Source organism: Glycomyces sp. NPDC046736, assembly GCF_040645615.1.
Lineage (GTDB): Bacteria > Actinomycetota > Actinomycetes > Mycobacteriales > Micromonosporaceae > Glycomyces.
This window is the reverse complement of record NZ_JBEYYO010000020.1, coordinates 17,922-40,934: the sequence shown is the minus strand read 5'-3', so window position 1 is coordinate 40,934 and position 23,013 is coordinate 17,922. Positions and strand designations below refer to the sequence as shown.

At 69.9% G+C, this 23,013-nt stretch carries 18 protein-coding genes; 12 read left to right on the top strand and 6 right to left on the bottom strand.

Features of this window, described 5'->3' with window-relative positions:
* Positions 1–347: 347 nt before the first annotated feature.
* Positions 348–1,115, top strand: coding sequence for an alpha/beta hydrolase (locus AB0B28_RS18625; RefSeq protein WP_360122896.1), 768 nt, complete (start codon positions 348–350; stop codon positions 1,113–1,115).
* A gap of 52 nt (positions 1,116–1,167) precedes the next feature.
* Here the strand turns inward: AB0B28_RS18625 and AB0B28_RS18620 are convergent, their stop codons facing one another.
* Positions 1,168–2,475, bottom strand: a complete 1,308-nt coding sequence (locus AB0B28_RS18620) for a protein kinase (protein WP_360122719.1) — start codon at positions 2,473–2,475, stop codon at positions 1,168–1,170.
* Positions 2,476–2,815: 340 nt separating this feature from the next.
* On the opposite strand from AB0B28_RS18620, the gene chvE reads away from it, so the two are divergent.
* The 3 genes from chvE (at position 2,816) to mmsB (ending at position 6,900) form a co-directional block, all read left to right on the top strand.
* Positions 2,816–3,901, top strand: coding sequence for a multiple monosaccharide ABC transporter substrate-binding protein (gene chvE, locus AB0B28_RS18615; protein WP_360122716.1), 1,086 nt, complete (start codon positions 2,816–2,818; stop codon positions 3,899–3,901).
* Positions 3,902–4,051: 150 nt separating this feature from the next.
* Positions 4,052–5,605 carry a multiple monosaccharide ABC transporter ATP-binding protein gene (gene mmsA, locus AB0B28_RS18610; RefSeq protein WP_360122714.1) on the top strand — a complete coding sequence of 518 codons (1,554 nt, stop codon included), beginning with the start codon at positions 4,052–4,054 and terminating at the stop codon, positions 5,603–5,605.
* Positions 5,602–6,900 (top strand): multiple monosaccharide ABC transporter permease, encoded by a 1,299-nt coding sequence (mmsB, locus tag AB0B28_RS18605; protein ID WP_360122711.1) that lies wholly within the window; start codon positions 5,602–5,604, stop codon positions 6,898–6,900. Before mmsA ends, mmsB begins: the two co-directional genes overlap by 4 nt.
* 223 nt (positions 6,901–7,123) lie before the next feature.
* Here the strand turns inward: mmsB and AB0B28_RS18600 are convergent, their stop codons facing one another.
* From AB0B28_RS18600 to mce, 3 genes are all read right to left on the bottom strand, one after another.
* A complete protein-coding gene (locus AB0B28_RS18600; protein WP_360122708.1) occupies positions 7,124–8,998 on the bottom strand; it encodes a DivIVA domain-containing protein in 1,875 nt (624 codons plus the stop codon).
* A gap of 177 nt (positions 8,999–9,175) precedes the next feature.
* Positions 9,176–10,387 (bottom strand): cell division protein DivIVA, encoded by a 1,212-nt coding sequence (locus AB0B28_RS18595; RefSeq protein ID WP_360122705.1) that lies wholly within the window; start codon positions 10,385–10,387, stop codon positions 9,176–9,178.
* 228 nt (positions 10,388–10,615) lie between these two features.
* A complete protein-coding gene (mce, locus tag AB0B28_RS18590; RefSeq protein WP_360122702.1) occupies positions 10,616–11,044 on the bottom strand; it encodes a methylmalonyl-CoA epimerase in 429 nt (142 codons plus the stop codon).
* A gap of 42 nt (positions 11,045–11,086) precedes the next feature.
* On the opposite strand from mce, the gene AB0B28_RS18585 reads away from it, so the two are divergent.
* Genes AB0B28_RS18585 through AB0B28_RS18565 form a run of 5 tightly spaced genes read left to right on the top strand, consistent with a single transcriptional unit; the run spans position 11,087 to position 17,648 of the window.
* Positions 11,087–12,262: an acetyl-CoA C-acyltransferase gene (locus AB0B28_RS18585; RefSeq protein ID WP_360122699.1), complete on the top strand. Its 1,176-nt coding sequence runs from the start codon at positions 11,087–11,089 to the stop codon at positions 12,260–12,262.
* Positions 12,262–13,182, top strand: a complete 921-nt coding sequence (gene meaB, locus AB0B28_RS18580; RefSeq protein WP_360122696.1) for a methylmalonyl Co-A mutase-associated GTPase MeaB — start codon at positions 12,262–12,264, stop codon at positions 13,180–13,182. Before AB0B28_RS18585 ends, meaB begins: the two co-directional genes overlap by 1 nt.
* 42 nt (positions 13,183–13,224) lie before the next feature.
* Positions 13,225–15,843 carry a valine--tRNA ligase gene (locus AB0B28_RS18575; protein WP_360122693.1) on the top strand — a complete coding sequence of 873 codons (2,619 nt, stop codon included), beginning with the start codon at positions 13,225–13,227 and terminating at the stop codon, positions 15,841–15,843.
* A 52-nt stretch (positions 15,844–15,895) separates the two neighbouring features.
* Positions 15,896–17,233: a folylpolyglutamate synthase/dihydrofolate synthase family protein gene (locus tag AB0B28_RS18570; protein ID WP_360122893.1), complete on the top strand. Its 1,338-nt coding sequence runs from the start codon at positions 15,896–15,898 to the stop codon at positions 17,231–17,233.
* Positions 17,226–17,648: a DUF4233 domain-containing protein gene (locus tag AB0B28_RS18565; protein ID WP_360122690.1), complete on the top strand. Its 423-nt coding sequence runs from the start codon at positions 17,226–17,228 to the stop codon at positions 17,646–17,648. The genes AB0B28_RS18570 and AB0B28_RS18565 overlap by 8 nt, the downstream gene beginning before the upstream one ends.
* Positions 17,649–17,754: 106 nt before the next feature.
* Here AB0B28_RS18565 and AB0B28_RS18560 read toward each other — a convergent pair whose 3' ends face one another.
* Positions 17,755–17,994 (bottom strand): hypothetical protein, encoded by a 240-nt coding sequence (locus AB0B28_RS18560; protein ID WP_360122687.1) that lies wholly within the window; start codon positions 17,992–17,994, stop codon positions 17,755–17,757.
* 207 nt (positions 17,995–18,201) lie between these two features.
* On the opposite strand from AB0B28_RS18560, the gene AB0B28_RS18555 reads away from it, so the two are divergent.
* The 3 genes from AB0B28_RS18555 to AB0B28_RS18545 are packed head-to-tail and all read left to right on the top strand — an operon-like array spanning position 18,202 to position 22,009.
* A complete protein-coding gene (locus tag AB0B28_RS18555) occupies positions 18,202–20,067 on the top strand; it encodes an SCO2524 family protein (protein ID WP_360122890.1) in 1,866 nt (621 codons plus the stop codon).
* A gap of 2 nt (positions 20,068–20,069) precedes the next feature.
* Positions 20,070–21,014, top strand: a complete 945-nt coding sequence (locus AB0B28_RS18550) for an SCO2523 family variant P-loop protein (RefSeq protein ID WP_360122684.1) — start codon at positions 20,070–20,072, stop codon at positions 21,012–21,014.
* On the top strand, positions 21,014–22,009 hold the full coding sequence (locus AB0B28_RS18545; RefSeq protein ID WP_360122681.1) for an SCO2522 family protein: 996 nt from the start codon (positions 21,014–21,016) through the stop codon (positions 22,007–22,009). The genes AB0B28_RS18550 and AB0B28_RS18545 overlap by 1 nt, the downstream gene beginning before the upstream one ends.
* Here AB0B28_RS18545 and AB0B28_RS18540 read toward each other — a convergent pair.
* Positions 22,006–23,007 (bottom strand): SCO2521 family protein, encoded by a 1,002-nt coding sequence (locus tag AB0B28_RS18540; RefSeq protein WP_360122678.1) that lies wholly within the window; start codon positions 23,005–23,007, stop codon positions 22,006–22,008. The genes AB0B28_RS18545 and AB0B28_RS18540 overlap by 4 nt on opposite strands.
* Positions 23,008–23,013: the final 6 nt, after the last annotated feature.

Here is a 23,013-nt window from a genome sequence, read left to right as displayed (position 1 = left end):
CTCGCGTCTCGCGTCTCGCGTCTCGCGTCTCGCGTCTCGCGTCTCGCGTCTCGCGTCTCGCGTCTCGCGTCTCGCGTCTCGCGTCTCGCGTCTCGCGCCGCAGTGCGCGTTGCTCTCGTGTTCGCTCCCGCTTTCGGGTGACATGATCGCCTCGCGGCCCGATTCCTGTCGTACCCCCGCCGGAAGATGGCCGTACCTTCTTCTCCCCTCTGGGTGGGCGGGGGCTAGGGATGGCCGCCCCGCGCCCGCCTACTTCCGCGCTCTCGGTGCCAGGTGTGCCACACGTGGTGTCGCATCCGGCCGGTATTGGGGATACTTTGCGCGTGGCTGTCATCAGATCCGCGAGCATGCTCCCCGCCGAACGCGAGGCGCTCACGCTCCACACCGCCGACGGGCTCGAACTCGTCGGCGAACTCGCCCTGCCCGCAGGCCAAGCGCCCGAGGCGACGCTCATCTGCGTCCACCCGCTGCCCACCCACGGCGGCATGATGGACTCGCACATCTTCCGCAAGGCCGCCTGGCGGCTCCCCGCGCTGGCGAACATGGCCGTGCTGCGCTTCAACACCCGCGGCACCGAGTCCCAGCAGGGCACCTCGCAGGGCGCGTTCGACCACGGCGTGGGCGAGCGCTTCGACCTCGCCGCGGCCGTCGAGTACGCCGAGTTCGCCGAGCTGCCCCGCGTGTGGATCGTCGGCTGGTCCTTCGGCACCGACCTGACCTTGAAGTACGGTCTGGAGCCGGGCGTCGAGGGCGCGGTGCTCCTCTCCCCGCCGCTGCGATACTCCAAAGAGGAGGATCTGGAGCGCTGGTCCGAGGACGACCGCCCGCTTCTGGCGCTCATTCCCGAGAAGGACGACTACCTCCAGTACCCCGAGGCCAAGCGCCGCTTCGCGGCCGTCCCCCAAGCCGAAGTGGTCGAGATCGAGAACGGCGGCCACCTCTGGGTCGGCAAGGCCGAGGAGGCCCTCGACCGCATCGTGGGCCGTATCCTCCCCGAACACGCCCCGCTGCCGACCACTTGGGACGGACCGATGGAGCGCGGCGACACCTCCGCCTACGCCAACAAGACCGTTGCCTCGTTCGGCGGGTTCTTGCCCAAGCCCGAACGCGACTGACCTAAACGCGCGAACCCGCGGCGACCGCTGTCGCCGCGGGTTCGTCTAATTCTTAAGCGCAGTCGAGGAACTTCGCGATGCTCGCAGGCAGATCGGCGCCCTCGCATTCGGTGACCGGCACCAGGGTCTCGCCCTCGATGTGCCACACGCGCCGCTCGGTGCCGCCGTCGCCGTCCCCTCCCGAACCTCCGGGGAACAGGATCGTGGCCGCGACGTAGTCGCCGTCGTCGGCGCACCAGCTGTCGACGATGTCGCCGTCTTCGAGGTGCTCGCCGATCCGCACCCCGAGCACGGCCGGGTCGGTGCACACCGTCCCGGTGCTCTCCGGGTTCGTGGCCGCGTACGTCGCCAGGGCCGCTCCACCGAGCAGCGCGCCGGTGAGCGCGACGCCGGCGATGGCGGTCGCGATCGACCGCAGCCTGGGCCGCAGGCCGACTCGCTCGGGTCCGGGCCGGTACGGCGCGAGCTCGGTCGAGACGGCCACGGTCACCGGGCGCAGGCCGCGCCGGGGGAGGAGTCCCGGGGCCACGGAGTCGGTGCGCCGTCCCGGTGCGACCGGCCCGGCCAGCGGCACCCTGGCGAGGTGCTCGCGGAAGACCTCGGCGGTGGGGCGGCGCCGGGGGTCGGGGCGCAGGGCCGCGCCGATCAGGTCGGTCAGTTCGGTGTCCACGCCGGGTATGTGCGGCACGGGCGCGGCGCGCAGGAGCGGGTCCGCGGCGTCCTCGCGGGCGTGCCTGACCCACGGGAGCCGCCCGCCCAGGGCCGCGTAGAGCACCGTGGCGAGCGCGTAGACGTCCCCGGAGGGGCTGGCCGCGACTTCGCCCGCGACGGCCGCGTCGAGGTGCTCAGGGGCCGTGTACGGCGAGGGCGGCAGCGGCGCGGCCAGGACCGGCGCGGTCACGTCGTACGCGGTGAGCTTGAGGTGGTGCCCGGTGCCGACGAGGATGTGCGCGGGCTGGATCGCGCCGTGGATGAGCCCGGCGCGGTGGTACACCGCGACGGCGTCGCTGAGGGCCACGCCGAGCGCGCGGACCTGCCCGGGGGGCATGGGCCCCTGCTCGGCGAGGTGGTCGGCGAGGGAGCGCCTGGCGGTTCCCACGGCCAGGTAGGGGCGTCCGTTCTCAGTGAGTCCGACTGCGGTGCAAGGGGAGAGATGGGGGTGGGCGGCGAGTCCGGTGAGCTTCGCGGCCCATTCGAGGAATACTTCGCGGCGGGAGCCGTCGACCCGCTCATGCGCGACGGTGACGCACAGGAGGTCGGTCGGGCCCGCGGCGACGGTGCCGCTGAAAACGCTGCACACCGTGTCCCGGTGCAGTAAACGGTCCACGGCGGCGGGTCCGACGGTCTGGGTGCTCGACATCCTCACCTCCTTCGGGGGTCCTCGGGTCGGTGTCGTGATTTGGCACTAAATGTGAGGCTAACCCATCCGATCGGTCGAGCGGTAGTCGGCCATAGGGGTGTGGCACGAACTGGTGACCAGTTCGGTACGCACGGTCAATTTTCGGTGGGAGCGCGGTGCCCGTTGTGCCGCGGGCGGGCCGAGTGTCGGATTTCGGGGAACTTGAAAGGCAACGATTCGGACACGAGACCCATCCGCTGTTGACGCTTGTGGAAAAACGTTGAACTATCGAATCCGTCTTGACCCCAGGGCGACATCGGTCGTGCACCGGAGCCGTCCGGTACGAAGGAGTACTCGTTATATGAACGTCAACCGACGCCACCTGCTCAGCGGCACCGCCGGAGCGGCGGCCATCGCCTTCACCGCCTCGGCCTGCGCGTCCGGCGACGGCGAGGGCGGCAGCGGCGACAAAAAGAAGGTCGGCATCGCGATGCCGACCCAGACCTCTGAGCGTTGGATCGACGACGGCAACAACCTGGTGGAGGAGTTCAAGGCCGCCGGTTTCGACACCGACCTCCAGTTCGCCGATGACGACGTCGCCAAGCAGGTCAACCAGATCGAGAACATGATCACCCAGGGCGCCAACGTGCTCGTGATCGGCGCGATCGACAACCAGTCCCTCACCGGCGTGCTGGCCCAGGCGAAGGAAGAGGACATCACCGTCATCGCCTACGACCGCCTGATCCGCGAGACCGGCGACGTGGACTACTACGCCACCTTCGACAACTTCCAGGTCGGCGTGCTCCAGGCCCAGTCGGTCCTCGACGCGCTCGACATCGACAACGCCGAGGGTCCGTTCAACATCGAGCTGTTCGCCGGCTCGATCGACGACAACAACGCGTTCTTCTTCTTCGACGGCGCGGTCGCGACCCTCCAGCCCTACATCGACGAGGGCAAGCTCGTGGTGAAGTCCGGCGAGGTCGACATCAACACCGTCGCCACCGAGCGCTGGGACGGCGAGATCGCCCAGAGCCGCATGGACAACCTGCTGAGCACCCACTACTCCAGCGAGCAGGTCCACGCGGTCCTGTCGCCGTACGACGGCATCAGCCGCGGCATCATCGCCTCGCTGGAGAGCAACGGGTACACCCTGGAGAACCTCCCGGCCGTCTCCGGCCAGGACGCCGAGCTCGCCTCGGTCCAGATGATCATCGAGGGCCGCCAGACCGCCACGATCTTCAAGGACACCCGCGAACTCGCCTCGGTCACCGTCGAGATGGTCACCGCCATCCTCAACGGCGAAGAGCCCGAGGTCAACGACACCGAGTCCTACGACAACGGCGTCAAGGTCGTCCCCTCGAACCTCCTGGTCCCGCACATCGTGACCGTCGAGAACTACCAGGAGCTCCTCATCGACTCCGGCTACATCGACGAGGCCGACCTCTAAGGAGGCGCGTGAGGGCCCACGAGGTCCTCAGGCATCGCCGTGGACCCGGTTCCCCCGGAATCCATCGCTTCAACTCGGGAGCGTCCGACCCGCCCGGACGCCCCCGAACCTCTCTCCAGCGCACTCCAGCAATTCCACATAGGACCAGTCATGTCTGAAGACATCCTCCGCATGGGGGGGATCACGAAGCGATTCCCGGGCGTGCTCGCGCTGTCCGGGGTCGACATGCGGGTCAAGCGGGCCACGATCCACGCACTCGTCGGCGAGAACGGCGCCGGCAAGTCCACCCTCATGAAAGTCCTGTCGGGCGTCTACGCCCACGGCGACTTCGAGGGCGAGATCGAGTTCGAGGGCGAGCCCGCCCGATTCCGCAACATCCGCGACTCCGAAGCCTCGGGCGTCGTCATCATCCACCAGGAGCTCGCGCTCGTGGGGGAGCTGTCGATCGCCGAGAACATCTTCCTCGGCAACGAGCAGAAGACCGGCGGCTTCATCTCCTGGGAGAAGACCAACACCGAGGCCGCGCGCCTCATGGCGCAGGTCGGCCTCCAGGACAACCCGCAGACCCTCGTCGAGAAGATCGGCGTCGGCAAGCAGCAGCTCGTCGAGATCGCCAAGGCCCTGTCCAAGCGGGTGAAACTCCTGATCCTGGACGAGCCGACCGCCGCGCTCAACGACACCGACTCCGAGAACCTGCTCGAACTGCTCCGCGTCCTCCGCGAAGAAGGCGTCACCTGCATCATCATCTCCCACAAGCTGGGTGAGGTCCTCTCCGTCGCCGACTCCATCACGGTGCTGCGCGACGGCCGGACCATCGAGACGCTGCACACCGAGGCCGACGGGGTCACCCAGGACCGCCTCATCAAGTCCATGGTCGGCCGCGACCTCGAACACCTGTACCCGCCGCGCGAACCCAAGATCGGCGAGGTCTTCTTCGAGGTCCACGACTGGACCGTGCACCACCCCGACCAGCGCGAACGCGTCATCGTCAACAACGCCGGACTCAACGTCGCCCGCGGAGAGATCGTCGGCCTCGCGGGCCTGATGGGCGCCGGCCGCACCGAGTTCGCGATGAGCCTGTTCGGCCGCAGCTGGGGTTCGAACATCTCCGGCACCGCCACCATGGACGGCAAGACCCTGCGCCTGGGCTCGGTTCCGGACGCCATCGAATCGGGCCTGGCCTACGCCACCGAGGACCGCAAGCACTACGGCCTGCACCTCGACTACGACCTGCGGCAGAACTTCACCCTGCCCGGCCTCGGCAAGGTCTCCAAGCGAGGCGTGGTCGACCAGCACCAGATCAACTCCGTCTCCGAGCGCCTGCGCACCGAGTTCGGCGTCAAGGCCCCGTCAGTCTACTCGCTCGCCGGGAACCTCTCGGGCGGCAACCAGCAGAAGATCGTGCTCGGCAAGTGGGTCTTCACCGATCCCGAGCTCCTGATCCTCGACGAGCCGACCCGAGGCATCGACGTCGGCGCCAAGTACGAGATCTACGAGCTGATCCAGAAGTTGGCCGACCAGGGCAAGGGGGTCCTCATGATCTCCTCCGAACTGCCCGAGCTGCTCGGCATGTGCGACCGCATCTACGCGATGAGCGCCGGTCACATCACCGGTCAGGTCGACCGCGAGAACGCCACACAGGAAGAACTGATGCGACTCATGACCCTTGAGACCGCATCCGGGGGAGAAGAACTACACCAATGAGCACCGTCCAGACCAAATCCCGCCCGAGCCTGCTCTCCGGCCTGCGCCATCTGAACCTGCGCGCCTACGGCATGATCATCGCCCTGGTGTTCATCATGCTGCTGTTCCAGTTCCTGGAAGTGGCCAAACTCGACCAGAACTTCCTGACGCCGGCGAACATCAACAACGTCATCGTCCAGAACTCCTACATCCTGATCCTGGCGATCGGGATGATGATGGTCATCGTCAACGGCCACATCGACCTCTCCGTGGGTTCGGTACTGGCCTTCACCGGCGCGATGTCGGCGATCGCCCTCTCCAGCTGGGGCCTGCCGTGGTACCTGGCCGTGGTCGTCGCCGTGGGCATCGGCGCCCTGATCGGCGTGTGGCAGGGCTTCTGGATCGCGTACGTGCGCATCCCCGCGTTCATCGTGACCCTGACCGGCATGCTGCTCTTCCGCGGCCTGACGCTGTGGGCCCTCGAGTCCAAGACGATCTCGATCCGCTCCGGCGAGTTCCGCCAGCTCGGCTCGGGCTACTGGATGCAGAACGAGAACGGCGGCTACCACCTGCCGACGCTCGTCATCGGCGCCCTCGCGGTGGCCGCGATCCTGTGGATCCAGGTGTCGGGCCGCCGCAGGGCCGTCCGCACCGGTGTCGCGACCGGCTCGCCGATCGCCTTCGTGATCAAGACCGTGCTGCTGACGGCCACCGTCGCGGTCGGCGCCTTGACCCTCGCCGCCCACAAGGGCCTGCCGATCATCGGCATCATCCTGGTGGTGCTGGTCGTCGTCTACACGTTCGTGACCAACCGGACCGTGTTCGGCCGCCACATCTACGCGGGCGGCGGCAACGAGAAGGCCGCGATGCTCTCGGGCGTGAAGACCAAGCAGACCACCTTCTGGGTCTTCGTGAACATGGGCGCGCTCTCCGGCCTCGCCGGCGTGGTGCTCACCGCCCGCCTCGCCTCGGCGACGCCCGACGCGGGCACCATGTTCGAGCTGCACGCGATCGCCTCCTCGTTCATCGGCGGCGCCTCGATGAGCGGCGGCGTCGGCACCATCATCGGCGCCGTCATCGGCGGTCTGGTCATGGGCGTCATGAACCAGGGCATGTCGATCCTGTCGGTCGGCCAGGACATGCAGAGCGTCATCCTCGGCCTCGTCGTCCTCGCCGCGGTCCTGTTCGACGTGTGGAACAAGAAGCGCACCACCGGCGGCGGCCTCCCGATCGTGGGCACCACCCCGGGCGGCTCCGGCGAAGCCAAGCGCAAGACCGAAAAACCCAAGGAGCCCGCCGAGGACTCCACGGAGTAACCGCAACAAGGCAAGAAGGGGCCCGCACCGAGCGATCGGCGCGGGCCCTTTGTCTTACGTCCCGTCGGCGAGGGGCGAGGATATGTCGGTGCCTTGCGCGATCATTGCGATCGGGGGCGTCGAGTTCGGACACGCCCGACCGCGGGGGTGGGCGGTGGTGGCTTCTTCGGGTCGCATGCGAAAGGCCCGGCGCAACCGCGCCGGGCCCTTCGTTCGTTTCGCCTTAGGAGGAGGAGACCTTCTCCGCCGGTTCGTTCGTCTGCTTGCCGCCGTTCTGCGCCGTCCGCTTGCGGCCGTTCGAGCTCGGCTTGTTGACGTTCGCGTCCGGCTTCGACTCGTTGCCCTCGGTCGCGGGCTTGGCGGCCCGGGCCTCTTCGATGAGCTTCTTCGCCTGGGCGCGGGCCGTGGCCAAGATCGCCTCCGAATCGCGCCGCGCGGTCTGCTTGGCGGACTTGGAGACCTCTTCGGCCCGACGCTTCGCCGCCTCGGCCTTCTTCTCGGCCTCGGACACGTACAGGTCGCGCTCGGCGCGGACCTCCTCGGCCTCCAGGCCGGCCTTCTCGAGCAGCTTCGCCGCCTCGGCCTTGGCCTCGGCCAGGAGCCGTTCGCGCTCGGCCTCGATCTCGGCGAGTTCGGCGCGGGCCTTCTCGACCTTCGCCTCCGCCTCGGCCTTCGCCAGTTCGGCGTTCTCGCGCAGTACCTTCGCCTCGGTGGCCGCCTCGGCGGTCGCGCGCTCGTTGCGCTGGGCCGCCTCGGCCGTCAGACGCTCGGCCTCACGGGCCGCCTCGTCGGTGAGGCGCTTGGCCTCGGCTGCGGCGTCCTCGCGCAGCTTCGCGGTCTCGGCCGCGGCCGACTCGTTCAACTCGCGAGCGGCCTTCTCGGCGGCCTCGCGCTGGCTGCGGGAGGCGTCGGCGGCCTCGGCGCGCAGACGCTGCGTCTCCTGCTCGGTGGACTCGGCCAGCCGCAGCGCGGCGGCCTCGGCCGCTTCCCTCTCGGCGCGGGCGGCCTGCTCGGACTCGGCCAAGAGCGCGGTGACCTTCGCATCGGTCTCGGCGGTGACCCGCTCGGCCTCGGCCTGGGCCTCTTCGAGGCGGCGCTGCGCCTCCTGGCGGAGCCGCTTGGCCTCGTCGGCGGCCTCGGTGCGCACGAGGGTCGCGTTGTCGGCGGCCTCGGCCCGCAGCCGGGTGGCCTCGTTCTCGGCCTCGGTGCGCACGGTCTGCGCGAACGTCTCGGTCTCCTGCTTGAACCGTTCGAGGTTCTCGACGGCCTCGGTGCGCAGGTCCCGCAGGTCGGCCTCGTGCTCGCCGCGTTTGCGCTCGGCCTCGGCCTCGGCTTCGGCGATGATCCGGTCGGCCTTCTCGCGGGCCTCGGTCACGGCCTGCTCGGACGCGACCGTGGCGTCGTCCTTGAGCTGCTGCGCCTCGGCGCGCAGGCGTTCGACGTGAGCGACCAGCTGCCGGGTCTGCTCGTCAGCGGCGGCCCGCTTGTTCTCGGCGTCCTGCTCGGCCTCGGCGATCATCGTCGCCGAACGCTCCTTCGCCTGGTCCACCAGGGCCTGGGCCTCGCGGGCGCGTTTGTTGATCTCGGCGTCGATGATGGCGCGCCGGTCGGCCTCGGCCTTCTCGGCTGCGGCCCGGCGGGCCTTGAGCGTGGTCTCGAAGTCCTTGCGGGCCTGCTCGATCTGCGCCTCGGCCTCGCGCAGCCGCTGATCGGCGTGCTGGTGCAGGTGCTGCGTCTGCGCGTGGGCGCCGGCCTTGATCTCCTCGGCCTGCTCCTCGGCGAGCGTCAGCATGTGCTCGATGCGCACGCCCAGATGGCGATAGGAAGCCTTGTCGCCCGCGGCGCTGCGCCGCCTGAGCTCTTGGATCTGGGCCTGCAACTGCTGGATCTGCATGACGAGCCGGTCGATCTGCGCGACCGCCTCGGCCCGCTCACCGGCGAGCGTGTCCATCTGCAACTGCATCTGCTGGAGGAACCGCTTGACCTGTCCCTTGTCGTAACCGCGCAGTGCGGTCTCGAACTCGTATTCGACGGGTCCGCCCTCGTTGAATCCGGTCAGCAGTTCCGAATCGTCGCCCAGTCTGTCTTCACGCGCCATACCCTCATCCTCACGTAAGCCGCGTCCCGCCTCACCCGGCAAGGGACCGGATGTGACGGGACGCGGCCGAAGCTGTGGTTCCTCCACCGTCGACCTACGCCTACGACGACTATTCTTCACTGTCGTAGGTTTCGACGGTAACGCGGATTCGCCACCTTTACTCGTTGTCAGGGTTTTCTACTTCTTGTCGTCGGCGTCGCCGAGGCTGCCGTCGAGGGCCCCGCTCAGGGCCCCGCTGACCAGACCGCCCAGGTTGCGCAGTGTGGCCTGGACCTGGTCGCGCTTGGCGGTGAGGTCGGCCACCTCGGACTCGGCCTTCTGGGTGACGGACTCGGCGTCGGCCTTGGCGTTGGCGAGCAGGCGCTCGGCCTCGGCCTTGGCGTCGGTGACGAGCTTGTTGGCGTCCTTCTTGGCCTTGGAGGTGGTCTCCTCGGCGTAGGTGTCGGCCTCGCTGCGCTTGTCCTCGGCGCGGGTCTCGGCGGTCTTGGCGCGCTCCTCGGCGTCGCGGGCGCGGTTCTCGGCGTCGGACACGAGCTTCTGGGTCTCGGCCACGGCGCGGGTGTGGCGCTCGGACTCCTCGCGCTCGGCCTTCTCCTTGCGCTCGGCCAGTTCGAGGTCGAGGGCCTGGAGGTCCTTGTCGCGCTTCTCCTTCGCCTCGGCGAAGAGCTTCGCGGCCTCGGCGCGCTTCTCCTCGGCCTCGCGGGCGGCCTTGGCGCGCAGCTGGGTGATCTCGCGGTCGGCCGTGGCACGGAGGGTCGCGACCTCGCGCTCGACGGAGGCCTTGAGCTCGGCGACCTCGTGACCGGTCGCGGTGCGCAGCTGCTTGGTCTCGCGTTCGGCGTCGGCGCGGAGCGTCTCGCATTCGCGGCGGGCGTTGGTGCGCAGCTCGGCGACCTCGCGCTCGACCTGCGTGCGGAGCGTGTTGGCCTCGCGCTCGGCGGTCTGCTTCAGGCTGCCGGCCTCGGTGCGGGCCGCGTCGGTGATCTCGCGGGACTCAAGGCGCGCGGCCGACAGGATGCCCTCGGTCTCGCGCTTGGCCTCGGCGCGGTGCTCGTTCGCCTGCTCCTCGGCGAGACGCAGGATCTGCTCGACCCGGGTGCCGAGCCCGGAGAGCGTGGGACGCGAGTTCTCTTCAAGCTGCTTCTGCTGCTCGGCGAGGCGCTGCTCCAGACCCTGGATGCGCTGCTCGGCCTGGCGCAGGCGACGCTGTGCGTCGGTCATCCGCTGCTCGGCCTCAGTGCGCTGACCCTCGGTCTGCTTCAACTGGGCGGTCTTCTTCTGGATGTACTCATCCACCTGGTGCCGGTCGTAACCCCGCAACTGCACGGGGAATTCCGGCGCCGATTGGTCGTTGTCGAAAAAGGTACTGCTGGAGGGCTGCTGCGACATGGACCAATACTTGCAGACGCGAGTGGGAATGTCGACAGCAAGGTCAGGTGTTCATGGGGCTCGAAACACCCGCAACACTAGCCGCAAAACGGGCGAAATCCTTGAAACGACACGGAAGTCGAATCACGTCGCGAAGTCGCGGCGAAGCCGTTCTCACCCGATCGGCGTCGTCTATCCGACACTTCCGTGAGTGAACGGCCACGCCGCGGCATGAGTCCTGCAAGCGAACTACGCGGGTTCGACCAATTCGATCAGCACCCCGCCGGTGTCCTTGGGGTGCACGAAGTTGATCTTGGACCCCGCGGTGCCCGGGCGCGCCTGGTCGTACAGCACCCGCGCCCCGTACACGCGCAGCGCCGCCGCGGCGGCCTCCACGTCCTCCACGGTGAACGCGAGCTGCTGGAGCCCCGGCCCCTTCGCGTCGATGAACTTCGCGATCGTCGACTCCGGCCCCAGCGGCGCGAGCAGCTGGACCTGCTCCCTGCCGTCGGGCCAGGCGACCATCGCCTCGATCACCCCTTGCGCCTCGTTGACCTCGCGGTGCGTCTCCCTCCCGCCGAGCACCCCGGTGTACCACTCCAAGGCCGCATCCAGGTCGGGGACGGCAATCCCGACGTGATCGATGCGCCGCAATCCGATTCCTTCGGTGAACGTCATACGATCGAGCGTATCCAGCAAGACGACCAACGGAGGTCCGCCATGAACGACAACACCGTGGGTGCAGACGACACCGTCATCCTCGCCGCCGCCCGGACGCCGATCGGGCGTTTCAACGGCGCCCTCGCCGACATCCCCGCCACCGACCTGGCCGGGACCGCGATCAGGGCCGCGATCGAACGCGCGGGCGTCACTCCCGACCAGGTCGACCAGGTCATCCTCGGCCAGGTCCTCCCCGCCGGGGCCGGACAGAACCCCGCCCGCCAGGCCGCCGTGGCCGCCGGGCTGCCCATGGGCGTCCCCTCCCTCTCGGTCAACAAGGTCTGCCTCTCCGGGCTCACCGCCGTGGGCCTGGCCGACCAGATCCTCCGCGGCGGAGCCGCCGACGTGATCGTCGCCGGAGGCATGGAGTCCATGAGCCGCGCCCCGCACCTCCTCCCGGGCTCTCGCCGCGGCTTCAAGTACGGCGACGCCGTGCTCCTGGACCACCTCGCCCACGACGGCCTCACCGACGCCTACGACGGCATCTCCATGGGCGAGTCCACCGAACGCCACCTGGGGGGCCGCTCGCTGACCCGCGAGCAGCAGGACGCGTTCGCCGCGGACTCGCACCAGAAGGCCGCCAAAGCCGCCGAGCGCCTCGCCGAGGAGATCACCCCGGTCGAGACCCGCAAGGGCCTGGTCGACGCCGACGAAGGCGTCCGTCCCGAGTCGACCCCCGAGAAGCTCGCCTCGCTGCGCCCCGCGTTCACCGAGAACGGCACCATCACCGCCGCCACCGCCTCCCAGATCTCCGACGGCGCGAGCGCACTCGTCCTGTGCCGCAAGTCCACCGCGATCGCCAACGGCTGGGCCTGGACCGCCGAGATCCTCGCGTACGCCACTGTGGCCGGACCCGACAACTCGCTGCTCGACCAGCCCGCCAACGCCATCGCCAAGGCCCTCGGCCTCGCCGGGGTCAGTGCCGCCGACCTCGACGTGGTCGAGATGAACGAGGCCTTCGCCGCGGTCGTGCTCGCCTCCGCCGAGACCCTCGGCGTGGACCTCGACCGCGTCAACCCCGACGGCGGCGCGATCGCCCTCGGCCACCCGATCGGCGCGTCCGGCGCCCGCCTCGCCCAGACCCTCGCCCGCCAGCTCGCCCCTGGGCAGCTCGGCGCCGCGGGCCTGTGCGGCGGCGGCGGCCAAGGCGACGCCATCGTGCTCAAGGGAGCCTGATGGGGCTCCAGCAGCTCGTGGAGGCGGCCCGCGCGGGAGACCGCCGGGCCACCGCCCGCCTCGTCACGATCGTCGAGAACCAGTACGAGGGCGCGGCCGAGCTCGCCCGCCTCGTCAAGGGCGGCGACGCCACGGTCGTGGGCGTCACCGGCTCGCCCGGCGTCGGCAAGTCCACGCTCGTCTCGGCCCTCATCGGGGCCTGGCGCGAGCAGGGCCTGCGCGTCGGGGTCCTCGCCGTCGACCCGTCCAGTCCGTTCACCGGCGGCGCGATCCTCGGCGACCGCGTCCGCATGGCCGACCACGCCCTCGACGACGGCGTCTACATCCGCTCCATCGCCACCCGAGGCCACCTCGGCGGCCTCGCGGCCACCACCGGCGCGGCCGTGCGCCTGCTCGAAGGCCTCGGCTTCGACGTGGTCATAGTCGAGACCGTCGGCGTGGGCCAGGCCGAAGTGGAGATCGCGAGCCTCGCCGACACCACGCTGCTGCTGCTCGCCCCCGGCATGGGCGACGGCATCCAGGCCGTCAAGGCCGGGGTGGTGGAGATCGCCGACGTCTACGTGGTCAACAAGGCCGACCGGCCCGGCGCCGACGGCACGGTGCGCGACCTCAAGGCCATGATGAGCCTCGTCAGACGCGAACCGGGCGAATGGCGCCAGCCGGTGTGCACCACGATCGCCTCCGAGTCCAAGGGGATCGACGACCTCGTGGCCGCCATCGGCAAGCACCGCGACTGGCTCGCCGGGGAGGACCGCCTCGCCGACCAGCGCCGCCGCCGCGCCGCCGCCGAGATCCGCGCCCGCGTCGACGCGGCCCTGCGCCAGCGCTACCGCGTGACCGATGCCCTGGCCGAGGCCGTCGCGAAAGGCGAGACCGACGTGGCCTCAGCCGCCCGGAGGGTTCTGGACGACACTGCGTAAACCGCTTCGCGAACGAGCACGCGTGCTCTTTACACTTGTCGTGTGACAGACGCAGCTAAGCAGACACCGGACCTGGCCGCCCACTTGCCGAAGACGTACGCGCCCGTAGAGGTAGAGGCGCGACGCTACGACAAGTGGGTAGCCGACGGTCGTTTCAAGGCTGCCGACGATTCGGACCGCGACCCCTACGCGATCGTGATCCCGCCGCCGAACGTGACCGGCCAGCTGCACCTGGGGCATGCCCTCGACCACACGCTGATCGACACGCTCGTGCGGCGTGAGCGCATGCGGGGCAAGGAGGCCCTGTTCCTGCCGGGTACCGACCACGCCGGGATCTCGACGCAGAACGTGGTGGAGCGCCAGCTCGCCGACAAGGAGGGCCTGTCCCGCCACGACCTGGGCCGCGATGCGTTCGTGGACAAGGTGTGGGAGTGGAAGGACGTCTACCACGAGCGCATCACCTCGCAGATGAAGAAGATCGGCGACGGCGTCGACTGGGACCGCGAGCGGTTCACGCTCGACGACGGGCTCTCGGCCGCTGTGCAGACGATGTTCAAGCGCATGTACGACGACGGCATGATCTACCGCGCCGAGCGCATCATCAACTGGTGCCCGAGGTGCATGACCGCGCTCTCGGACATCGAGGTCGAGCACCAGGACGACGCGGGCGAGCTCGTGTCGATGCGCTACGGCGACGGCGAGGAGTCGATCGTGGTGGCCACGACCCGGCTGGAGACGATGCTCGGCGACACCGCCGTGGCTGTCCACCCCGACGACGAGCGCTACCGGCACCTGCTCGGCAAGACCGTCGAACTGCCGTTCACCGGCCGCCGCATCCCGGTGGTCGCCGATGCCCATGTCGACCCCGAGTTCGGGACCGGCGCGGTGAAGGTGACCCCGGCGCACGACCCGAACGACTTCGCGATCGGCCAGCGGCACGGCCTGGAGTCGATCCTCATCATGGATGAGCGCGGCACGATCACCGCGCACGGCCCGTTCCAGGGGCTCGACCGTTTCGAGGCCCGCTCGGCGATCGCCGCCGCGCTGCGGGCCGAAGGCCGCATCACCGCCGAGAAGCGCCCGTACATGCACGCGGTGGGCCACTGCGAGCGCTGCGACACCACCGTGGAGCCGCGGCTGTCGAAGCAGTGGTTCGTGAAGGTCGAGCGCCTCGCGAAGCTCGCGGGCGACGCCGTGCGAGGCGGCGAGACCAAGATCCACCCGCCGGAGATGGAGAAGCGCTACTTCTCGTGGGTGGACAACCTCCTCGACTGGTGCATCTCGCGTCAGCTGTGGTGGGGCCACCGCATCCCGATCTGGTACGGCCCGAACGGCGAAGAGGTCTGCGTGGGCCCCGGCGAGACCGCTCCGGAGGGCTACACCCAGGACCCCGACGTGCTCGACACGTGGTTCTCCTCGGGGCTGTGGCCGTTCTCCACGCTCGGCTGGCCTGAGGACACGAAGGCCCTCGACAAGTTCTATCCGACGGCGGTGCTGGTCACCGGCTGGGACATCATCTTCTTCTGGGTGGTGCGGATGATGATGTTCGGGACCTACGCGATGGGCAAGGCGCCTTTCACCGAGGTGTTCCTGCACGGCCTCATCCGCGACAAGCACGGCAAGAAGATGTCGAAGTCCTCGGGCAACGGCATCGACCCGCTCGAAGTGGTCGACCAGTACGGGGCCGACGCGCTGCGGTTCATGCTCGCGCGCGACGCCAACCCCGGCGCGGACTCGATCGCCTCGATCGAGCTGGCCGAGATCTCCCGCAACTTCTGCAACAAGCTGTGGAACGGCACCAGGTTCGCCCTCATGAGCGGCGCGACGCTCGAAGGCGACCTGCCGACCGACCCGTCGCTGATCGACCGGTGGATCCTCTCGCGGCTCTCGACCACGATCGAGACCGTGGACGCCCACTTCGAGCAGTACGAGTTCGCGAAGGCCATGGACGCGCTCTACCACTTCGCGTGGGGCGACGTCTTCGACTGGTACCTGGAGCTGACCAAGCCGGTGCTCGCCGAAGGCGGTCCGAAGGCCGACGAGACGCGCCGCGTCATCGGGCACGTGTTCGACCAGCTGCTGCGCCTGCTGCACCCGGTGATCCCGTTCGTGACCGAGGAACTGTGGCTCACCCTCACCGGCGGCGAGGCGCGCGGCGACTCGCTCACCGTGGCGGCCTGGCCGACCCCGGCCGGCAGCGACGCCGAGACCGAGCAGCGCGTGGCCGTGCTCCAGCACCTCGTCTCCGAGGTGCGCCGCTTCCGAAGCGACCAGAACATCAAGCCCAGCCAGCCGCTCCCGGCGCGCCTGTCGGGCCTGGACGCGGTCGGGCTGGCCGACCAGGAGCCGTTCATCCGGGCCCTGGTGCGCCTGGAGGCCGCGGGGGAGGGCTTCGCGCCCACCGCCGACCTGGCCGTTTCCGACGAGGTCGCCGTCGCGCTCGACACCTCGGGCACGATCGACGTCGCGGCCGAGCGGGCCCGCCTGGAGAAGGCCCTGGGCGCCGCCGAGAAGGAACTGGCCGGGACGACCGGGAAGCTCGGCAACGAGGCGTTCCTGGCCAAGGCCCCCGACGCCGTGGTCGACAAGATCAAGGCGCGCAAGGCCGCCGCCGAAGCGGACATCGCCCGCGTCACGGCCCAGCTCGAACGACTCGCGTAACACGGCGGCGGCCGCCTCCGGGCGGCCGTCCCGTCCACATCAGGGGGACCAACTGAACGCCGAATTCGCCCAAGTCGAGGCCGCGCTCGAATCCCGCGGCTTCTCCCGCTGGGACTTCACGCTCGACCGCATCAAGCAGCTCCTCGACATGATGGGCGACCCGCAGCGGGCCTTCCGCTCGGTGCACCTGACCGGCACCAACGGCAAGACCTCCACCTCCCGCATGATCGAGCGCCTCTTGCGGGGCCACGGCCTGCGCACCGGCATGTTCACCTCGCCGCACCTCAACACCGTCAACGAGCGCATCTGCGTCGACGGCGAACCGATCTCCGCAGACCGCTTCGCCGCCCAGTACTACGAGATCGCCCCGCTCGCCGACCTGGTCGACCGCGAGGCCTCCGAGCCGCTCACCTACTTCGAGATGACCGTGGCGCTGGCGATGGGCGCGTTCGCGGACACCCCGATCGACGTGGGCGTCATCGAGGTCGGGCTCGGCGGCGAGACCGACTCGACCAACATCCTCAACGCCGAGGTCGCGGTGATCACCCCGATCGGGATCGACCACACCAAGTGGCTCGGCGAGACCCTCGCCGAGATCGCGACCATGAAGGCCGGGATCGTCCACGAGGGATCGACCTTGGTCACCGCCGCGCAGGAGCGCTCGGCGATGGAGCCGCTGCTGCGCCGCGCGAACGCGGTGGGCGCCAACCTGATCGCCGAGGGCCGTGGCTTCGAGGTCACCTCCCGCGAGATCGCCCTCGGCGGCCAGCTGGTGACGATCGAGACCCGCGCCGCGCGCTACCAGGACCTCTTCTTGCCCCTCCACGGCGAGTACCAGGCCCACAACGCGGCCCTGGCGCTCGCGGCGGTCGAAGTGCTGCTCGGCGCGGGCGAGCCGAAGGCCCTCGACGCCGAAGTGGTCGGGGAGGCCTTCGCGGACTTCTCCTCCCCGGGCCGCCTGGAGGTCGTGCGCACCGCGCCCGCGGTGATCCTCGACGCCGCGCACAACCCGGCGGGCATGGAGGCCATGACGCAGGCGGTCAAGGAGGAGTTCAACTTCCGCAAGCTCGTCGGCGTGGTCGGGATGCTCGCCGACAAGGAGACCGACCACATGCTCGAACTCCTCGAACCGGTCCTCGACGAGATCGTGGTCACCAAATCCTCCTCGGACCGGGCGATGCCCGCCGCGACGCTCGCGAAGCTCGCCCGCGAGGTCTTCGGCGAGGAGCGCGTCACGGTCGTCCCGCACCTGGCCGACGCGGTGGCCCGCGGCATCGAACTCGCCGAGGAGGCCGACGACCTGTACGAGAGCGGCGGCGGGGTGCTCGTCACCGGCTCGGTGTTCACCGTGGCCGACGCCCGCCGCGTCCTGGTGGGCCGCCGTGGCTGACCGGAACCCCGCGCACGAGGAGCCCGAACCCGAAGAGGCCGAGGCCCCTTGGAGCGAACCGGACCCGAACCGCTCAGGCCTGCGGGACCCGGCCCGTGCGGCCCGCAGTCTCGCGGCGATGGCCCTCAGCTTCGAGGCGCTGGCGCTGCTCATGGCGATCGTGCCGATGCGGATGCTCCTGGACGACCCCGGCCCCACCACGGTGGTCATCGTGGTCTTGGTGGTCGCCTGCATCGCCTTGGCGGGCATGGCGAAACGCCCGTGGATCTGGCCCGCGGGCGCGGTGCTCCAGGTCGCGGTGATCGCTTGCTGGCCCCTCCACTGGGCCCTCGGCGCGGCCGGGATCGTGTTCGCGCTGGTGTGGGCCTACTGCTGGTCGGTGAAACGCCAACTCAGCAGGCCTCCGAAACGCTGAGCGGCGTCCGACTCGGTGGGGCGGACGGCGAAGCGGCCGGGCCCGACAGCGTCCGCCCGCTCCCGGGGCCGGACCGGGCGACACGGCGAGGGTTCGTGAACCCGTCCTAAGCAGGCCCCGAACGCCCGCCCGCGCACGGCTCCGCGTTCGTCTCGTTCCCGTTGCGCTGTGTCGGCGGCTTCCGCTCGATCTCCGTCCAGCCGCTCGGGATCGGCTCCGACCGGCCAGGGCCCGCCGTTTCGGCCCTGCGGGTCTCCTTGCGGCGGCCGCGGTCGCGGACGGCGGAGATGATCGCGAGCGTCGCCACGGCGCCTATGATCAGGCCCGCCAAGATCATTTCAACCATCTCGACTCCTTGTGTCCGTAGGGAACCGGTTCACCCGGTTTGCCGCCCCCACTGATATGACGCCTGTCGGGGCCCGAACGGACGCCTTCGAACTGTCGGGTAAGCGACAAAACACGTTCTGCGAGTCGGTTCGTGTCGCATCCGCATGCCATAGTGAAAGCTGTCCGATTCGGTCATGAGCGCATTCGGCGGTGGTCACCAGTGAAGATGCAGCCTCGGCAACAGCTCCTCGACATCTGGCGGGCCCAGGTGGCCTACAGCTGGCGCCCGGTCGAAGAGGGCTCCAAGCGCAAGGTCTGGCACTGGGGCGGCCGCAACGACTCCGACGCCGTGGGCGACGCCCAGCAGCTGCTGTGCCTGCTCTACCCCGCCCAGGAGCTCCCCGACCTGCGCTACGCCGACCCCGACGCCACCAGCGACGCGGTCCTGAACGCGCTCAACGGCCTCGGTGACGCCGTGGAGATCCCGATCCGCATCATGCGCCTGATCAAGGACTACATGGACCGACACGTCGACGCCGAAGGCGTCCCGGTCTACTCCGGCGGCTCCAACATGCACCGCGTCGACCGCTCCCAGACCGCCCACCCCGACCAGCGCGCCGTCGACGTCACCGAGGGCTTCGCGCTCTCGATCCCCTTGAGCCTCACCGCGCTGTCCTTCCTCGCCGACTTCGCGCCCACCGTCGACCGCATGGGCCGCCTCGACCTCATCGAGGAGCTCGAATCGGTCGAGCGCACCGTCCACCGCCGTCTCCTCGGCGCGATCACCGGCCTGCTGCGCTCCTTCGCCGTGTCCACCTTCGACGCGGGCGACGAGTTCGGCCGCCAGCTCATCGCCCTCATCAACGTCGACGGCCAGCCCGACCGCAAGATCGTGCGCCGCTTCCGCGACTCCTCCGAGGAGATCATCGCCTCGCTGCGCAACATCACCGTGGGCTCGGGTGGCCACGCGGGCGTCGAGGCGCCCACCAAGCTCTTCGAGATCGGCTGGTCCTGGTCGGTCGTGGAGAAGGCCCCCGACATCCCCGACGTCTCCGACACCTCCACCCAGCGCACCGGCCGCGCCCAGGACGCCCCCTACCTCTACTTCACCGTGGTCGCCCTCGAAGCGATCAACACCCTCTTCTCCGCGAGGGTCATGCGCCGCAACCTCCTCACCGAAGAGGAGCAGCGCCTCGCGCAGTCCCTCCAGCTGCGCCTTGACGTCACCCGCCGCTACTGGGCCATGGTCGCCTCCTTCGGCGGCGGCTCCAAATGGCCCCTCGAAGACGTCCCCTGGCGCACCACCGACGGCCTCGAATACGACTACTACAGCCTTCTGGTCTGCGCCGTGGCCACCGGCAGCTTCGGCGCCCGCCGCGGCGGCGACGACGATCTGATCCGCCTCGGCGACGTGCTCATCGAGCTCGCCAACCGCGGCCGCATCACCCGCCGCGCCCTGGCCGGCGATCGCTCGATCGAGACCCACTTCCCCGGCGTCAAGGCCGAACTCGAAGGCATCGAGAAGCTCGACGGCCCGGCCATGGTCTGGAACATGGTCGACTTCGCGCCCCTGCTCCTCAAGCGCCTCTACGACGCCGCCGGACTCCTGGTCACCATCGAGGCCCGCGCCGAACTGCTCGAAGTGGCCGACCAGGTCTGGGACCACCTCTCGCGCAGGCGCATCCGCGACGGCGCCGCCGCCCGCCTGTGGGACCAGCCCAGCCAGGTCTTCGGCGAGATCCCCAACTGGTTCGAGGACCCGTCCTGGCACTTCACGATCCGCGTGGTCGAGTCCCTGGTGCTCGCGGCCCAGTTCGCCTCCGCCGAACCCGCCCGCTCCCGCAACCTGGAGAACCTCGCCCACGAACTCCTCGTCGAAGCCGAACACGTCTACGACCAGGAACTCCTGAGGGGCTCGGGCACCGCCGGGCCCGCGCTGGCGCGCGAGATCGGCTCGGTCGGCAAGACCATCCGCCACGCCAAGGACATCGTGGACGAGCGTCCGAGCACCGCGTTCGCGCTCGGGGTGAAGGCCCTCATCGACCTCGACCGGCTCATCGAGGCCGGGCGCGACGCCGAGACCGGGGTGTGACGATGCTGCTGTTCGCGACCTCCGACAAAGGGGGCACGGGCCGGTCGGTCAGCTCCTGCAACCTCGCCTACCGCCGTTCGCTCCAAGGCGCGAACGTGTGCTATGTGGACTTCGATTTCGGTTCCCCCACTGCCGGGGCGATCTTCGACATCGAGGAACTGCGCCACGGCACCCCCGGCCAAGGCATCCACGACTACCTGCAAGGGGCCGACTCCGAGGCCGAGCGCCACTCGGTGTGGGCCGAGAGCGACCGCCCCGAACTCCAGGCCCGCCCCGACGGCGCGGGCGACCTGGTGCTGTGCCCCGGCGACTCGGACGGCTCGGAGTTCCCCGGCGACGAGTACACAGTGGACCGCTGCGTGAACCTGCTCCTGGAGCTCTCGCGCGAATTCGACCTCGTCATCGTCGACCTCTCGGCGGGCCGCTCGCACGCCACCGAGATGGTCATGTCGGCCACCGCCCGCCCCGAACTGGCGAACCTGCCGTGGCGCTGGATCGTCTACCACCGCTGGACCCAGCAGCACGTGCTCGCCGCCCACTCGCTCGTCTACGGCGAGCGGGGCCTGGTCGAGACCTCCAAGATCTTCGATCAGAACTTCCAGCGCAAGTTCCTCGCCTCGATCCGCTACGTGCGCACCGCGGTCGTCAACCCCGACGGCGACGACCTCGAAGGCCTCAAGCCCACCCAGGTGAGCTGGCTGCGCAAGATCGACGCCGACCTCCACCAGATGGCCGCCAAGCGCAAGCTCGGCCGCATGAACCTGCTCGGCTCGGTCCCGCTCGACCCGGTCCTCCAGTGGCGCGAGCAGATCATCACCGACGACGACACCGGCAACCTCGACATCGCCAACCTCGCCACCGCGAAGGCGTTCGTCGACCTGGCGGTGAAGTCCTCCGAGGAGCTGTTCGCGCCCGGCCTGGAGGCGATCGCGCGGGGGATCGAATGATGACCTACGAAGAGGCCAGCGCGAAGCAGCGCACCGAGCGGTTCGGCATGTCCCACCTCTCGATCGAGGTCGGCCACCTCTACGCCGAGGACCTGGCCCGCCCCGACGCGCTCCGCGAGGAGATGGCCGCCGCGGCCGCCTGGGTCGAGGGCACCACCGCCGCACTCGCCGCCCGCCTGGGCGGCCGCAAGCCCCGCGTCAGCACCTGCTACCTCGTGGACGACTACTTCCACGACAACCTGCCCGCCCCCGAGAAGCTCATCGCCGTCTTGAGCGACGCCGCGAAGGACGCGGGCCTGCGCATCGACTACCTCGCGCGCGAGTCGGCCTGCGCGACTATGGACTCGCTCGACCTGGCCGCCCTGGTGGCGGGCCGGATCGTGTTCGAGCCGCCCGCCGGGACCACCGGTTCGCGTCCGCCCGTGTCGGACTCGGGGTGGCTCTCCAACGGCGTGCCCTCGCCCAAGCCCCGCGGGATCGCGATGGGCGCGCCGCTGCTGTGGCGCCCGCCCGACCAGAACGCGCGGCGCGAGCACTCGGTGTTCCTCGACGTGGAGCTGTGGAACGAAGGCAAGAACGGCCGCCGCTGGTCGTGCCCGATGCTCGCCGCGGTGTGGCAGCTGATCCGCCTCGGAGTGCTGCGCAACCAGGGCCGCCGCATCGGGGTGCCCGAACTGGAGGACCAGCTGGTCCCGGCCGAGCACAGCCACGACCCGGCCCACCCGGGCGGCGAGCGCTTCCCCGGCGAGTGGTCCTCGATGCCCTCGATCCTGCAACTGGAGCCGAAGGCCTTCCCGTTCCCGGCCTACCGCACCGTCTCGGTCCTGTCGGGCTCTTTCCTGGAGGTCGAGCACGCGGTGCGGGTGATCTGCGGTTCGGTGCGCCCCGACCCGGGCGCGATCGAGTCGATCCGCCGCAGCGCCGAGATCGAGGGAGTCGCGCTCCCTGAGGAGCTCGTGGACCGGATGACCTACATCTTCCAAGGCCCCTTCTAGTACGGCCCGCCCGACTGCCTTTGGCGCTCTTCCATCAGGTCGAGCATCTTCGCGGCCAGATCGGCTGCGCCGTAGTCGATCTGGGACCGTACGCGTTCGGTCATGGTCGTCCACTGCCGGGTCAGTCCGGGCCTGCGTTCGAGCTGGTCCCACATGAATTCGAGGTCCTGCGAGGTGCGGGTGCCCGACGACCACAGGTGCAGCAGGTGGTCCACGACCGGCCGCAGGGTGCGCAGCGTGTGCCGCGGGTCGTCGCCGATGCGCGCCAGGGCGATCCGCGCCGACACGGCCGTCAGGAGCCAGTCGTGGACGGCGAGGTCTTCGGCGGCCGCGGCGATCTGCTCGGGTTCGCACAGTCCGGTCACGAGGCTCATGCGCCGCCGGTCGTTGCCGACCAGGCGGAACGCGACGGCTCGTCCGGACCCGGCGTCGGCGATCGCGGCCCAGCGCAGCCGGGTCGAGCCGGTCTTGATGGGTGGCCGCTGGTCGAGCACGGGCCGGGAGAGCACGTCGTGGATCGAATGCCGGGCGATCGCGGCCGTGTCGACCAGGCCGGTGCGGTCGCGGCGGCCCTCGGCCAGGAGGAACCCCTCGGCGAGGCGGCGGGCCTCGAAGTTCCCGATGGTCTCCAGCGTCCCGGGGTGGGCGAGGTAGTGCGACCAGGGCATGCGCCTCGGCTGCTCGGGTGCGGCGACGGTCGTCCAGGCCGAGCCCTGGAGCAGGTGCCCGCCGGTGAGGACCGCGCGCGAGCACACGGTCCCGACGGCCCTGACCGTGCTCGCGCCCTTGTCGGCGTGCCGCTTCTCGGGCTTGGCCCCCAACGGGAGTCGGCAGTCCACGCCGTGCAGGAGCGTCGGCGAGGCGGTGTGCGCGACGGGCCTGGCCCACTGCACCACGGTCTCACCGACCGCCAGCGACAGGGCCGCGCGCGCCTCCTCGGCCGTGAGCGGCCGCGAGTGCGGCAGCAGCGCGGTGTGGATCTCACCGACGATGAGCATGGGCCT